This window comes from Mesorhizobium sp. BHscii, from assembly GCF_053848065.1.
The window spans coordinates 88826-103343 of sequence record NZ_JBSPKW010000020.1; the positions used below are offsets into that span (position 1 = coordinate 88826).

At 63.0% G+C, this 14518-nt stretch carries 14 protein-coding genes; 7 read left to right on the top strand and 7 right to left on the bottom strand.

Features of this window, described 5'->3' with window-relative positions; genetic code table 11:
• Nucleotides 1-130: 130 nt before the first annotated feature.
• The 3 genes from galE to ACWTU7_RS24240 form a co-directional block, all read right to left on the bottom strand.
• A complete protein-coding gene (gene galE / locus ACWTU7_RS24230; protein WP_455840577.1) occupies nt 131-1105 on the bottom strand; it encodes a UDP-glucose 4-epimerase GalE in 975 nt (324 codons plus the stop codon).
• Nucleotides 1102-2076, bottom strand: coding sequence for a UDP-glucuronic acid decarboxylase family protein (locus ACWTU7_RS24235; protein WP_455840576.1), 975 nt, complete (start codon nt 2074-2076; stop codon nt 1102-1104). Before ACWTU7_RS24235 ends, galE begins: the two co-directional genes overlap by 4 nt.
• A 361-nt stretch (nt 2077-2437) precedes the next feature.
• Nucleotides 2438-3640, bottom strand: a complete 1203-nt coding sequence (locus ACWTU7_RS24240; RefSeq protein WP_287093660.1) for an MFS transporter — start codon at nt 3638-3640, stop codon at nt 2438-2440.
• 211 nt (nt 3641-3851) lie between these two features.
• Between ACWTU7_RS24240 and ACWTU7_RS24245 the strand changes: the two genes are divergently transcribed.
• Nucleotides 3852-4274 (top strand): VOC family protein, encoded by a 423-nt coding sequence (locus tag ACWTU7_RS24245; RefSeq protein WP_455840575.1) that lies wholly within the window; start codon nt 3852-3854, stop codon nt 4272-4274.
• A gap of 71 nt (nt 4275-4345) precedes the next feature.
• Here ACWTU7_RS24245 and ACWTU7_RS24250 read toward each other — a convergent pair whose 3' ends face one another.
• Nucleotides 4346-5239 carry a LysR family transcriptional regulator gene (locus ACWTU7_RS24250; RefSeq protein ID WP_455840574.1) on the bottom strand — a complete coding sequence of 298 codons (894 nt, stop codon included), beginning with the start codon at nt 5237-5239 and terminating at the stop codon, nt 4346-4348.
• A gap of 96 nt (nt 5240-5335) precedes the next feature.
• Between ACWTU7_RS24250 and ACWTU7_RS24255 the strand changes: the two genes are divergently transcribed.
• On the top strand, nt 5336-6085 hold the full coding sequence (locus ACWTU7_RS24255; protein WP_455840573.1) for an SDR family NAD(P)-dependent oxidoreductase: 750 nt from the start codon (nt 5336-5338) through the stop codon (nt 6083-6085).
• Nucleotides 6086-6238: 153 nt separating this feature from the next.
• Nucleotides 6239-6622: a YybH family protein gene (locus ACWTU7_RS24260; protein WP_455840572.1), complete on the top strand. Its 384-nt coding sequence runs from the start codon at nt 6239-6241 to the stop codon at nt 6620-6622.
• 66 nt (nt 6623-6688) lie between these two features.
• Here the strand turns inward: ACWTU7_RS24260 and ACWTU7_RS24265 are convergent, their stop codons facing one another.
• Nucleotides 6689-7150: an Lrp/AsnC family transcriptional regulator gene (locus ACWTU7_RS24265; protein WP_455840571.1), complete on the bottom strand. Its 462-nt coding sequence runs from the start codon at nt 7148-7150 to the stop codon at nt 6689-6691.
• Nucleotides 7151-7311: 161 nt separating this feature from the next.
• On the opposite strand from ACWTU7_RS24265, the gene ACWTU7_RS24270 reads away from it, so the two are divergent.
• Nucleotides 7312-8319 carry an ornithine cyclodeaminase family protein gene (locus ACWTU7_RS24270; protein WP_455840570.1) on the top strand — a complete coding sequence of 336 codons (1008 nt, stop codon included), beginning with the start codon at nt 7312-7314 and terminating at the stop codon, nt 8317-8319.
• Between the two features lie 93 nt (nt 8320-8412).
• Here the strand turns inward: ACWTU7_RS24270 and ACWTU7_RS24275 are convergent, their stop codons facing one another.
• Both ACWTU7_RS24275 and ACWTU7_RS24280 read right to left on the bottom strand, forming a co-directional pair.
• A complete protein-coding gene (locus ACWTU7_RS24275; protein ID WP_455840569.1) occupies nt 8413-9345 on the bottom strand; it encodes a dimethylarginine dimethylaminohydrolase family protein in 933 nt (310 codons plus the stop codon).
• 22 nt (nt 9346-9367) lie between these two features.
• Entirely contained in the window at nt 9368-10963 is a 1596-nt protein-coding gene (locus tag ACWTU7_RS24280) for an amidohydrolase (RefSeq protein WP_455840641.1), read from the bottom strand.
• A 76-nt stretch (nt 10964-11039) separates the two neighbouring features.
• On the opposite strand from ACWTU7_RS24280, the gene ACWTU7_RS24285 reads away from it, so the two are divergent.
• From ACWTU7_RS24285 to ACWTU7_RS24295, 3 genes are all read left to right on the top strand, one after another.
• A complete protein-coding gene (locus tag ACWTU7_RS24285) occupies nt 11040-11927 on the top strand; it encodes a LysR substrate-binding domain-containing protein (protein ID WP_029350660.1) in 888 nt (295 codons plus the stop codon).
• 284 nt (nt 11928-12211) lie between these two features.
• On the top strand, nt 12212-13306 hold the full coding sequence (locus tag ACWTU7_RS24290) for an ABC transporter ATP-binding protein (protein ID WP_455840568.1): 1095 nt from the start codon (nt 12212-12214) through the stop codon (nt 13304-13306).
• Nucleotides 13307-13397: 91 nt separating this feature from the next.
• Nucleotides 13398-14510 carry an ABC transporter substrate-binding protein gene (locus tag ACWTU7_RS24295; protein ID WP_455840640.1) on the top strand — a complete coding sequence of 371 codons (1113 nt, stop codon included), beginning with the start codon at nt 13398-13400 and terminating at the stop codon, nt 14508-14510.
• Nucleotides 14511-14518 lie beyond the last annotated feature (8 nt).

Here is a 14518-nt window from a genome sequence, read left to right on the forward strand (position 1 = left end):
TCCGGGCTTGCGGGAACACCTCGGTCAGGCACCGCGAAGACGAATGGAGGAAATTTCCCACTCGCCGCAGTCGCCGCCGCTCTCGGTTGCTTGTTGACCAGGCGGTAGGGCTCTTTCGCAAAAAAGATCGTCACAACCGGCGGCGATACCAGGCCAGCGCCGTTTCGACGATCCGGTCGATTCCGGATTGCTCAGGCATCCAGCCGAGTTCCCGGGCCGCCTTGCCGGCCGCGGCTACAAGCGCAGGCGGGTCACCTGCCCTGCGCGGACCGTAGGCCACAGGAAGGCGCGTTCCCGAAGCCCGGCTCACCGCATCGACCAACTCGCTCACCGTCGTTCCGGTTCCGGTGCCGAGATTGTAGACGTGGACGCCCGGATCGCGCAGAAGCTTCTCCCCTGCCAGAACATGCGCACGGGCGAGATCGGTGACGTGGACATAGTCCCGCACCGCGGTTCCGTCCCTTGTGTCGAAGTCGGTGCCATTAATGGTAAAAATCCGGCCCGACCTAACCGCCGCCTCGATAGCGAGCGGAATGACATGTGTTTCCGGTTCATGCCGCTCACCGATCTCGCCGTTGGGATCACATCCGGCCGCGTTGAAATACCGGAGCACAACCGCGTTTAGGCCATGGGCATCCGAAAGATTGTCCACCATTCGTTCTACGATGAATTTCGACCATCCATAGGGATTGATAGGCGACTGCGGATGCGTTTCGTCAATCGGAGAACGAATCGGAACGCCGTAAGACGCGCAGGTGCTCGACAAGATCAGCTTGTCGACGCCGATCTTCAGCATTTCCTCGAGCAAGACCAGCGTCCCAAAACTGTTATTTCGGTAGTAGAGTTCCGGGCGCTCGACGGACTCGCCGACATAGGCGTAAGCGGCGAAATGCGCCACCAAATCCGGCCGATACTGGTGCAGCGCTGCTGCCACCGCTGCAACATCGCAAATATCGCCCTCGACAAGCGGTCCCCATTTGACCGCGTCGCGCCAGCCGCGCGAGAGGTTGTCATACGCAACGACCGACCAACCGGATTCGGCGAATGCCTTGCAACAGTGTGAGCCGATATAGCCCGCCCCGCCAGTGACCAAGACTGTTTTCATTCGGCTGCAGCGGACCGAGCATATCCCGATGAGACCAAGTCTTCGAAATAGGCAATGGTCATGGCGAGACCGTCGCGCAATGCGATTCTTGGCTTCCAATTGAGCTCGCGCAAGGCACACCCGATATCAGGCTGTCGCTGCCTTGGGTCATCGACCGGCAAGGGTAAAAACCTGATCTTGGATCGGCTTCCGGTAAGTTCGATCACGAGATTGGCAAGTTCGAGCATCGTGAATTCGACCGGATTGCCGAGATTGATTGGACCGGTAACATCGTCGGCCGTGTGCATGAGGCGAACCAGACCGTCGATGAGATCATTGACGTAGCAAAATGAGCGTGTCTGCTGGCCGGTGCCGTACACGGTTATCGGCTTGTTTCGCAGTGCCTGCATGATGAAGTTGGAAATGACGCGGCCGTCGTCCGGACGCATCCTAGGACCGTAAGTGTTGAAGATACGCGCTACCTTGATCCGCAGCCTGTGCTGCCGCCAATAGTCGAAAAACAGGGTTTCGGCACACCGCTTGCCTTCGTCGTAACAGGAACGGGGACCTATCGGGTTTACCCTGCCCCAATAGTCCTCGGTCTGCGGGTGAATCTCGGGATCGCCGTAGACTTCAGACGTGGACGCCTGAAGGATCTTTGCGCGAACCCGCTTGGCGAGGCCCAGCATATTGATCGCCCCATGGACGTTGGTCTTTGTCGTCTGGACCGGATCGAACTGATAGTGAACCGGGCTTGCCGGGCAAGCAAGGTTGTATATTTCATCAACTTCTATGTAGAGCGGAAATGTCACGTCGTGGCGAATGATCTCAAAGGATCTGTTGTCGAGCAAATGCGAGACGTTTCTCCGACTTCCTGTGAAGAAATTGTCGACGCATACAACCTCGTGGCCTTCAGTAAGCAACCGCTCGCATAAGAACGATCCCAGAAAACCTGCGCCCCCCGTCACCAAGACTCGCTTTGCCTGCTGCATTTTTGGGGTCCTCACGCCAGTTCTTCACGCAATCGAATGCGCAAAGCCCTGCGGCGAGGATAGGAAAAAAATGCTGCCCCGCAAACACAAAATCTTAACGCAATTGAAATAGTCGCGTGAGGTGTGCGCAAAAATACGCGAAAAAACCGTTCATTCGCCCGTTTTTGACGGTTTTCGTCCGAACGTCGGCTTGCCGGCATGAACGCGCTGCGCCGCAGCATGATCGATTGCTAATTAAGGAAGATGGGTACTGCACAGTCTTGACCCGGCTCCTATCACCGCCAATGAACGCCTCGCGACTGGGGTCAAAAGCTGACGTAGCGATGTTCACTTTCGACCCCTGCGTCCTCTCTCCACCAACCTACGCCGGTTGCAACTCGCTGCGCGGCAGCCGCGGGAAGGCGATCGCCACCGCCACCGCGCCGAGTCCGACAAGGGCCGACCCGATGAACAGCCAGGAATAGCTGGCATAGGCATCGAACACCATGCCGCCGGCGAGCGGGCCGAAGGCCATGCCGATGCTGGACAGCATGGTTACGGCACCAAACACTGTGCCGAGGATGCGCTGGCCGAAATATTCGCGCGCCAGCACCGCATAGAGCGGCATCACGCCGCCATAGGTGGCGCCGAAGATGACGGCGAGCGTGTAGAATTGACCAAGCTCACTGACGGCGAGATAGGCTGCGATCACCACGGACTGTATCGCCAGACCGGTAATCAGCACCGGCTTGACCCCTAGCCGGTCGGCAAGCACGCCGTATAGAAGCCTGCCGCCCAGCCCCGCCAGGCCCTCGATGCTGTAGATGCTGACCGCCGCCATTGGCGCTATGCCGCACAGCATCGCATAGCTCACCATGTGGAAGATTGGCCCGGAATGCGCCGCGCAGCAGGCAAAGAAGGTCAGTGCCAGAACGATGAATTGCGGCGAGCGCAGCGCTTGGCGAACCGACATGCCGGTATCGTTGGCGGCAAGGTCGGAGGTGGCGTCGTCAACGGCAGGCTTGGGCGGCTGGCGCACCAGCAATGCGGCCGGCACCAGAAGCGCCCACGCCGCGACGCCGATGACCAACATGGCGGTGCGCCAGTCATAGGCCGAGATCAGCCAGCGCGCGAAGGGCGAGATGGTCATTGGTGCCACGCCCATGCCGGCCGAAACCAGGGAAACGGCAAGGCTGCGGTTCTTGTCGAACCAGGCCGTGGTCAGCGCGATCATCGGGGCGAAGAAGGCGCTTGCCGCGAGGCCGACAAGCACGCCATAGGTGATCTGAAAGACAAGCAGCGAGCCGGTGCGGCTGGCCAGCACCAGCGCCAGACCGAGCAGCAACGCACCTGTCATCACCACGATGCGGGCGCCGTAGCGGTCGTAAATGGCGCCCCAGGCGAAGCCGCCGAGGCCCATCACCAGGAAGTTCAGCGTCATCGCGCTCGATATGCCGGCGCGTGACCAATCTGTGTCGAGCGTCATCGGTTCGAGGAAGATCGCCAGCGAGAACATCGCCCCGAGGGCGACACAGGTCATCATGGCGCCAGCCGCGACGATGACCCAACGGTAGGAAAGGCTCATATTTTTCTCCCGAGATCGTTTGGACACGGCGCGACTTCTTTCGTGCTTCGCAGCGCCGCTTGCGTCCGAAGGACGATGGCGACATTTCGAATCCTACAATCCGGTTGCATTTTTTATCCAGTCGGAAATCGCGCCACTCGATTGCTCCATTACGTTGACCGTGCGCCATCCTGAGCTAGATTTCCAACCTGGCGATCAGGAGCTAACAGGCATGGAACTTCATCGCGGCCGTCTCATCGACCACGTCCAGTTGGTGGTCAGGGATCTCAAGGCCAGCCGCCGCTTCTACGAGTCGGTTTTCAAGGTGCTCAATGTTCCGATCGGCGGCAGCGCCGAGGATTATTTCTGGGCAGACGAACTGTTCGTTTCGAGCGCCGACAGCCGGGCGGCCCAGGGAAAACTGACGGGGCGCCACCACCTTGCCTTCCAAGCAAAGGACCGCGCGATGGTCGACGCCTTCTACAAGGCCGGCCTCGAGGCCGGCGGCACGGACAATGGCGCACCGGGCGAGCGGCAGCACTACCATCCCGGCTACTATGCCGCCTTCCTGCTCGATCCCGACGGCAACAACATAGAGGCCGTCTTTCACGGGCCAGCCAACCGCAGTACCGCCTCGGTGAAGATTACGTTCTGATGACCGGGTGACGAGGGCAAGATCTTGCTTGCGACGGCGTCGGATCGACTGCGTGCGCCATCCTGCCCGCCCTATCGCGTCAGCACCGCCATCCGGCCCGCCAGGAAATCGACGAACAGCCGGGCGCGGACCGGTAGCTGTCGCCCATACGCATGGACGATGTGCACCGGCATGGTCGGCATCGCCACCTCGGGCAAGATGCGGACCAGGCGGCCGGCGTCGAGATCGTCCTGCACGGCAAACTGCATCAGATGCGCGATGCCGGCTCCGGCAAGCGCCGCTTGCCGGATGGCGCCGCCATCATCGGTATCGAGCCGCCCGTTCGGCACGACTACCGTGCCGTCGGCCAAGGTGACCGGATAGGGCCGGCCGGCCATCTGATAGCGGATGAAGTCGTGGCTCTGCAACGCCTCGATCGAGGCTGGCCGGCCACGCCGTTTGACATAGGCCGGCGAGGCCACCAGCACGATCGGCAGATTGGCGATCTTGCGCGCCATGAGCTCGGTGTCCGACAGCGTCCCCATGCGCACCGCGACGTCATAGCCTTCGCGGATCAGGTCGGCGTGGCGGTCGGTAACGTTGAGTTCCAGTTTCACCTCGCTGTGCTGAGCCAGGAACGCTTGCGCCCATGCGGCGATCAGGCCGCGCCCGAGTTCCACGGATGCCGTGACGCGCAGCAGGCCGCGCGCTGTATCGGCCATCTGGACGATGTCCTCGGCATCATCGAGCGCTCTGAGCAAAGGCGCGATCCGCTCGTAATAGGCGAGGCCTTCGCTGGTCAGGCCCAGCCGGCGCGTCGAGCGCTGGATCAGCCTGACGCCCAGCCGGCGCTCGAGCCGCGCCACGCTCTTCGACACCGCCGACGGGCTGGAGCCGACCAGCCGGCTGGCGGCATGGAACGAGCCCGCATCGACCGTGCGCACGAAGGCGACGAGACCGGCGGTCTTTTCGAGGATTGTGGTCATTCAAGAATTCCAGGCACGAAAGAACCGATCGAGATGATCCTAATACGCTATCCGATCACGATTAAATACCGCTCATCATCGACAAAGGAGATTTTGATGAGCAAGCTGAACGGCAAGGTCGCCATCGTCACCGGCGCCTCCAAGGGTATCGGCGCCGGCATCGCCAAGGGTCTTGCGGCGGCCGGTGCCGCCGTGGTCGTCAACTATGCTTCGTCGCGGGAAGGTGCGGACCGCGTCGTTACCGCGATCAAGGATGCAGGCGGCCGAGCCGTTGCCGTCCACGGTGATGTGTCGCAAGCGGCCGACGTGCGCCGCCTGTTCGAGGCGGCCAAATCGTCGTTCGGCGCGGTGGACATCCTGGTCAACAATGCCGGCGTCTTCGCGTTCGAGCCGCTGGAAGCGGTGACCGAGGCCGAATTTCACCGTGAGTTCGACACCAATGTACTGGGCACCATCCTAACCATCCGGGAAGCGGTGAACCATTTCGGTACCAGAGGCGGCAGCGTCATCAACATCAGCTCGGTCGCCAGCCTCAACCCGCAGCCGAACTCGCTGGTCTACGCCGCCACCAAGGGCGCGGTGGATTCGATCACGCTCTCCATGTCGAGAGAACTGGGCGCCCGCAACATCCGCGTCAACGCCATTGCCCCAGGCGGCGTCGACACTGAGGGTCTGAAACGCATCGGCATCGCCGGCAGCGAATTCGAAAGCCAGATCGTCGCCATGACCCCGCTCGGGCGCTTCGGCCAGCCCGACGACATCGCCCGCATCGCGGTGTTCCTAGCCTCCGACGACGCGTCCTGGCTGACCGGCGAGCGCATCACCGCCTCGGGCGGTTGGCGGTAAGCATAGAGCCGCGGACCGGCCGTTTCACGCCACAGGCAGCGCGACGTCGATAAAACACCGCAATCGATGACGGGAGCGATCTAAGCCCTATGTTGCGGCGAGGGAGGAGCGCCGTGCGGTATCGATGACGGCGAGAAGCCAGGGAGATAACGGATGACGGACGACGAAAGAGCAATCCGAAAGCTGGTCGAGACGTGGATGGATGCGAGCAAGCGTGGAGACACCGCGACCGTCCTCAGCCTGATGACGGACGACGCGATCTTCATGGTTCCCGGCCGGGAACCCTTCGACAAGGAGATCTTCGCGGTGGCCGCGCAGGAGATGACCGGCGTTCATGTCGATGGCACGAACGAGATCGTTGAACTACAGCTTCTCGGCGACTGGGCCTTCATACGCGGCCGTATCGATATGACCGCGACGCCGCCAAACGGGAAGCCGGTGCGTCAATCGGGATACACGCTGACGCTCCTACGCAAGGAGGCTGATGGTGAGTGGCGGCTGGCGCGCGACGCAAACCTGCTGACTGCGCAAAGCTAGAGCCGGTCTCCTGCGTCTCTGCACCGGATGCGATGCAGGTCGCCCTGAACAGCCTCCTCCACTCGATCACACCGGCAACAGGGCGTTCGGCTTGACATCGGCTATGGAGGCGAAAGTGTGCGTTTCGCGCACGCCGGGCAGTGGCAGGATGACCCGCTGCAGGAAATCCTGGAACACCGCCATCTCGGCGATCCGCGCCTTGACCAGATAATCGAAACCGCCAACCACCATATGGCACTCCAGAACCTCCGGAGCTTTCGCCACGGCTTCGGCGAAGCGGTCGAAGACATGCGGCGCCGTGTGGTCAAGCCGGACCTCGATGAACACCAGCGTTCCCCGGCCGACCTTGCGCGGATCGAGCACGGCCCTGACCGCGGTGATGAACCCGTCGCGGAACAGGCGCTTCACCCGCTGGCTGGTTCCGGTCGGGGACAGCCCGACACGCCCGGCCAGATCAAGCGTCGTCCGGCGCCCGTCCTCCTGCAGCAGCCGGAGCAGGCTGCGGTCTATCTGGTCGAGATTTTCCATTTCACAATCCACGCTATCTCAGAGGTTTTTGTGCTGATTTCACGCAGAGATGCCAAAATCAACGTATTTCATCACATAAAACCTCGCAATAGCCTGCGCTTCCCTCACCCCACTTAGAGCAAATGTGGTGAGCCGATTTTCAACGAATACAGGAGTGCAGGATGACCAAGGAAGCGTTCAGCCCAGCCGGCAGGAGTGCGGCGGAAATCAGCAAGGGAGCGACCGAGATCCTGGTGCTGAGCGAAGCCGACGTGATGGCGTGCATCGACCTCAGCCAGCTTCTCGATGTTCTGGAAGACGGCTTCAAGGCGCTGTCACAAGGCAAGGTCGTCAATCCACCCCGACCACAGCTCGACATCCCCGGGGCCGGCTACAGCCTCGCCATGCCGGCCTGGATGGAGGGCATGAACCTGACCGTCAAGATCGTCAATGTCTTCGAAGGCAACCTGGCAATCGGCCTGCCCAGCCACCTTGCCACCATCAGCCTGTTCGATCCGCTGTCCGGCCTGCCGGTCTGCATCATGGACGGCACCTTCATAACCGCGGTGCGAACCTCCGGCTCCGCCATGCTGTCGGTGCGCGCGCTTGCGCGCCGGGACGCCAGGATAGCGACCGTGGTCGGCGCCGGCGTCCAGGCCAACCAGCACCTGCATCTGTTGCCGCTGGTACGCGACTTTGCCGAAATCCGCGTTACATCGAAGAGCTTCGACGATGCGGCAGCGCTTGCCCGGCTGCATCCGTCGGTGGTGGCGGTTGCCGACCTCGAGGCGGCAGTGCGCAGTTCCGACGTGGTGTGCCTGGCGACCCACTCCTACCAGCCGGTGATCGACGCAGGCTGGGTCCAACCGGGCACGCATGTCTCGTCGGTCGGGGTGGCGCCGCCCGGCGGTGAAATGCCGATCGAGCTCATCGGCAAATCCAGTCTTTTTGTCGAAACCAAGGATGCATTCAAACCGACCCCAGTCGGTTCTTGCGAGCTTGCCGGCTTCGACCCGGATTTCGGCACCGAGCTTGGCGCCATGCTGCTCGACCGCGCGCCGGGTCGCGTTTCGGATCAACAGATCACCACCTACAAGGCGATGGGCATTGCGATGGAAGACATGGTCGCCGCCGACCTCGCCTATCGTTGCGCCAGGCGTCTGCGCAAGGGAACGCTCATCGTGCTGTAGACGCGTGCCGCGAGCCAGGCGGGATCGACGTCGCTGACGATGGCGCTTCCGCGGAAGTGGCCGGGCTAAAGGCCGGCCCCTCAGGCCGGCCCCTCAGGCCGGCTCGCGCTTCAGCGCCTGCGCCATGCAGTGGATGCCGCCGCCGGTCTTCGAGATCTCGCTCATGTCGACGGCCGCCACTTCGAAGCCGCGCGCCTTGAGCTGGCAGATTAGCGTTTGGCTGGACGTCGGCGCGATCACCCTGTCCTTGCCCAGCGACATGAAGTTGCAGCCGAGTGCCATCGTGTCCTGGAACGGCACGTCGATGATCTCGTGGCCCTTGCCCTTCAGCCAATCGACGATGCCCGGCTCCGTGCAGGCGAGGCAGACGGCGGTCAGCTTCTCGGCGATCGGCACCACCATTAGGTCGATATGGACATAATATTCGTCGATGAAGGCGATGCGGGTTTCCCAACCCTCCTTGTCGAACCAGGCCTGGACCTGGCGCGCGCCCTCCTCCTGCGTGCGGGCGCCACCGCAGCCGATCAGCACCACGCCGTCCTCGATGACGTTGAAGTCGCCGCCCTCGAAAGTGCCCGCGGTGACCATGTCGTAGATCGGGATGCCGAGCTTCTCATAGGTGCGGATCGCCGCATAGTTCTCGCCGCGCCGCCACCAATTGGCCATCGCGGTGATGATGACGCCGTACGGTGTCATGACGCTTGAATCGCGCGAATACACCTGCATCGGCAGTTCCGGCGTCGGCTCGTGCCAGTGGATGTTGACGCCGAAATGCTCATAGGCGGCGACCAGATCCTTGTGCTGCGCCTGCGCGATCTGGACGTTGCACGGCGCCTCGCGCAGATGTTTGCGCGACAGCGAGCTGGTCGAGAGGTGGCGCAGGAAATTGGGCGAGCCGAGCAGGACGTCGGTCAAGACATCGGTCTCGTTGGCGAAGCCCCAAGTAGTAAGCGGCTTGGTGCCGCCGGCCGGATTGCGGCGTTGCAACGAAAACGGTTCTGCTACGATGCGGTCATGAACGGTCATGGAGTTCTCCTCGCTTGGGTGATCACGCGGCTTGCGGGTTGCTTGGTATCCACCAGTCCCGTCCGCGCGGGGTGGTGACATATTCCGGCCAGCGGAAATGGATCGGCGGGTCGTAGTCGCAAAGTGGCGCCAGCCAATTGCTGCCGCCAATGCCGCCACCGGTGCGGGCGACGAATTCGTCCATCGCCGCATCGCGGGCGGACTTGTCTTCCAGCAGGCGAAGTGCTGCCAGCGCAATCGTCTTCGACGCGCAGGTGACCATCGGATCGATCGTGGCGGAAATACCGCCCAGCGCGTTCATCACCCAGGACGGATAGGCGTGGCCGTTCCGCGAACGCAGCGCCGGACGGGCGACATAGAACCGCGCCGTCGGCGCGTGCCATGACATGTCGGTGTAATCATCCGAGGTCGAATTGAGCTGCGACGGCGGCAAGTCGCGGCGCAGGATCGCCTCCGCATCCTGCGGCGCAATCAGGTGCTCCATCTCGGCTATGAACGGCTCGTCGGTCGTCGCGCCGCCGGCATTGACCTGGATTTCGCGGGCGATCGCCTTGGCCGCCTCGTCCCAGCGCGGTGGCCCGACCGTCGACAGCGCCTCATAGGCGATATCAGCCATGGCGTGATTGGCCAGCCCCGGACGCGACTTCGACACCCAGTGCCGCTCATGGCGGCAGCCGCTCATTTTCGCGGCGGCTTCCGCATTGCGGTCGAGCACGGCGGTCACCTGCTCGGCCATCGCAAGCGTCGGCACGCGGATCATGTACTGGATCTCGGCCAGCCCGGCCGGCAGATTGTCGGCGGTCGCCTGCCCCGCCGTCAGGATCGCCTCGCTGATCGACCAGCCGCCCTGATGCGGCAGCATGGAATCGCGTAGCGCCTTGGACGCCATGTACATCATCATGAGCGCGTCGTTGGCACCCGGCGCCCTGACCGCCGAATGCGCCTGCGGAATCGGTGCACCATCGCTTGCGCGAATCCAATTTTCGGGTTCGTCGCACACAAAGCGGTAGATCATCGCGTAGGCGGCACCGCAATGCGTGTCCCAGCGCGCCGTGTTGCAGAGCGGCAGCATGTAGAAGGGATGAAAGGAGATCATGCCGGCAAGCCCGTCATAATAGCCCTTTGCCGCATGGATCGGCTTCGATCCCCGCACCTTCTCCGCCGGCTCGCCGGTGAAGCGCAGCGTGCCCGGTATGCCGTGCCGCTGCATCGCCGCTTTGGTCGCCAAAAGCCCGCCAAGGCTGGCAATACCGAGGCCGGAATGCGGATCGGTGTGGCCGCCGGCCTGTTCGCCGAGGCCCGGGCGCGGACGCCTCACTGTCGCCGCATCCTGGCAATTGCCGGGTACGGCGTCATACTCGGCATACATGCCGATGGTCGGCCCGGCGCCGTTGGTCCAATGGGCGCAGAAGGCGGTGGGCATGCCGCCAGAGCCTTCCTCCACAGAAAAGCCTTCGTGCTTCAGACGTTCCACATACCAGGCGGCCGACTGGTATTCGCGCCAGGCGGTCTCGCCGAAATCGAAGATCGTCCGCGTCCACGCCGACAGCGACGGCTGGATGTTATCCAGACAGGCAAGCGCGGTCGCTTGGGCCGAGTTCGTCACCGGTTCCTCCATGGACGAGAAGAAAGCAGTGAAGCGCGTCGCCAAAAAGTGATATGTTTTCCCGGCTCATGCAAATTCGGTTCACCTCTTGAGAATTCCATCGACGCAGGCGCTGCGCGCCCTCGACAGTTTTGCCCGTCACGGCAGCGTCTGGCGCGCTGCTGACGAACTGCATCTGACCCGCAGCGCCGTCAGCCATCAGCTTCGCCTGCTCGAACGCGATCTCGGCTTCGATCTGCTCGAGCGCATCGGCAAGGGCGTGGCGCTCACTCCGCGCGGCCAGCGCTATGCCAGCGACGTGCGCAAGGCGCTGACTGTGCTGGGCGACGCAGTGACTCGCCACGCCGGCACCGGCGTCGGCGGCTCGTTCAGCGTCAGCTGCACGCCGGGTTTCGCCTCGCTGTTCCTGTGCACTCACATTGGCGAATTCCGGCAGATGTACCCCGATGTCGCGCTGCGCATCCTGACGCCGCGGCGGCTGGACGACGTCAGCAATGCCGAAGCCGACGCCTTCATCGCCTTCGGCGTCGGCAACTGGCCGAACCGCGCGGTCGAGCTATTGTGCGAAATCTCGTTTACGCCGCTGTGCAGCCCGACGCTGCTCAACAAAGTCGGCGGCTTTTCCAAGCCGGCCGACGTGCTGCGCGCCAATCTGCTGCATCTCGGCGACACCGAGGACTGGGCGCGGTGGCTGGCGCTATCGAAGGTCGAAAATCCGGACATCGAGGGCGGCATCTTCTTTTCCGACATGAACCTGGTCTTTTCGGCGGCGATCGCCGGCCAGGGCATCGCCATGGGCGACGAGTTGACCAGCCGCCGGGCGCTGAGCGAAGGCCGACTGGTGCGCCCCTTCGACATCGCGATCAGTTCGCCGCGGTCGTACTTCTTCGTCTCAGAGCATGCCAAGGCGAGCCACCCGGTGCTGGATGTATTCAGTGGATGGTTGCGGTCGAAGCTGTCGGAGAACCAGCGTTAATCTCCCCCTCGAGGGCCCCTCGAGTGGGAGATGGCCGCGGAGCGGCCAGAGGGGTCGCTTCGGCTGGGCTCGGCCCGGTCTGGCTTTCAAAGAAAGAGGAAGTTGGCGCTCACGCGCAGCGACCCCCTCTGTCGCCTTCGGCGACATCTCCCCCTCGAGGGGAGAGATTTGGCGCTACACCTCACCATAGATGAATCAAATTTGCCGGTCAGGCGAAAACTATTCGGTTGCGGTGAGCCGCCGCCCTGCCTACGATTTCAATCAGCATTGAGGACAAAGGCAGGATGCAGCAACCCGGCCGGGCCGCAGAGATCAAGGCAATCGGGATCGGCAAGAGCTTCGGCTCGTTCCGTGCACTGGACGATCTGACGCTCGATATCGGCCGCGGTGAGTTCCTGACCCTCCTCGGGCCTTCCGGTTCGGGCAAGACCACCTTCCTGATGATCCTTGCCGGTTTCGTGCAGCCGACCGACGGTCGCCTTTACAGCGACGGCGTCGACATCACCCAGCGGCCGGCCGAACAGCGTGCGGCCGGCATGGTTTTCCAGGGTTACGCGCTGTTCCCGCATATGTCGGTCGAGGGCAACATCGCCTTCCCGCTCAAGGTGCGCAAGAAATCGTCGGCAGAGATCAAACGACGTGTCGGCGAGATGATCGAGCGCGTCGGGCTGAAGGGCCACGAGAAGAAACTGCCGTCGCAGCTTTCCGGCGGCCAGCAGCAGCGCGTGGCGCTGGCACGCGCGCTGGTGTTCGAGCCGGGCGTGCTCCTCCTCGACGAACCGTTCTCGGCGCTCGACAAGGGCTTGCGCGGCCAGATGCAGGCCGAGATGAAGCGGCTGCACCAGGAGACCGGCACCACCTTCGTCTTCGTCACCCATGACCAGAGCGAGGCGCTGGCGCTATCGTCGCGCGTTGCCATCTTCAACCACGGCAAATTGCTGCAGGTTGGCGCGCCTGACGAGGTTTACGACCGGCCGGCCAGCCGTTTCGTCGCCGAGTTCCTCGGCGAGATCAACATGCTGCCGCTGAAGGGCGTGCGCAACGCCGACAACGGCGCCACCGGCCTATGCGAAGATCGCACCATCACGCTGCGCGGCAATGCAAGCGCCGTCGGCAGCAACGCCATCCTGGCGATCCGGCCCGAATACATGTCGATCGCGCCCGAAGCGGCCGCCGGCGAGAACGGCATCGCCGCGACTGCGGTCGCTTCGACCTATCTCGGTGCCGCGACGCGGCTCGATCTCACGACGCGCCAGGGCGCCAAGGTGACGGTCTCGGTGCCGAACGAGGTCGCAGCGTCGGCACTCAGCAAGGGCAATTCCGTGTGGCTGACATGGCCGGCGGAAAAAGGTTTCCTCCTTCCGGACGGAGGACAATGACGATTGGCGTGGCGAAGCTGAATTCGCCAAGCTGACTTTCGGGAAGTATCAACGACAAAAAAGGGGAACTGACATGACAAACAATTCAAAGATGAGCGAAACCAAGAAACACTCTATCGAGACGCTGTCCGCCAGGGCGGCGCGCGGTGAGATTTCGCGCCGGCAGTTCACGCAGCTGGCCGCACTCGTGCTGGCCGGCACGCCGATCCTGCTGCGCTCGACCGGCGCGTTCGCGCAAGCCAAGGAACTGGTGCTGGTCAATTGGGGCGGCGACGCCATCACCGCCTATGATGCGGCCTATGGCCAGGCCTTCACCAAGGAGACCGGCATCACCGTCAAGATGGATGGCTCCGGCCCGACAGAAGGCGCGATCGCGGCGCAGTTCAAGAGCGGCGCCCCGACCTGGGACCTGGTCGACGTCGACCCGTTCTCGGCCATCACCCTCGGCGCCCAAGGCATGCTCGAGCCGATCGACTATTCGATCGTCGACAAGAAGAAGATGCGCGAGGGCTTCGGCTGGGAGCACGCCGCCTCGACCTATTTCTTCTCCTACGTCATCGCCTATGATTCCGAGAAATTCGGCAGCCAGGCGCCGACCGGCATGGCCGACTTCTTCGACGTGACGAAATTCCCCGGCAAGCGCTCGCTCTACAAATGGGGCGTGTCGAGCTGGGAAGCGGCACTGCTCGCCGACGGCATCGCGCCGGCCTCGCTCTATCCGCTCGACCTCAAGCGCGCGCATGACAAGATCGCCGCCTTCAAGGAAAACGTCGTTGCCTATTGGGGCGGCGGCGCCGAAAGCCAGAGCGTGCTGCTCGACGGCGAGGCTTCGATGGCGATCGTCTGGTCGACCCGCGCCTCTCTGATCGAGCAGGATTCCGGCGGCAAGATCAAGTTCATCTGGGACCAGGGCCTGATCTCGCCCGGCGCGCTCGCCGTGCTCAAGGGCAATCCCGGCGGCAAGGACGCGGCGATGAAGTTCATCGCCAGCGCCCAGGACCCGGAGAAGCAATTGATCATGTTCGACAAGCTCGGCCAGGGTCCGGCCAATCCGGCCGCCGACGCGCTGATCCCCGCCGACAAGAAGCGCATCAACCCGGTCGACCCCGAAAACATGAAGAAGCAGATCGCGCTCGACATGGAGTGGTACGCCAAGAACTACGGGGCCGCACTCGACGAATACACGAAGATCATCTCCGCCTGATAGGACCG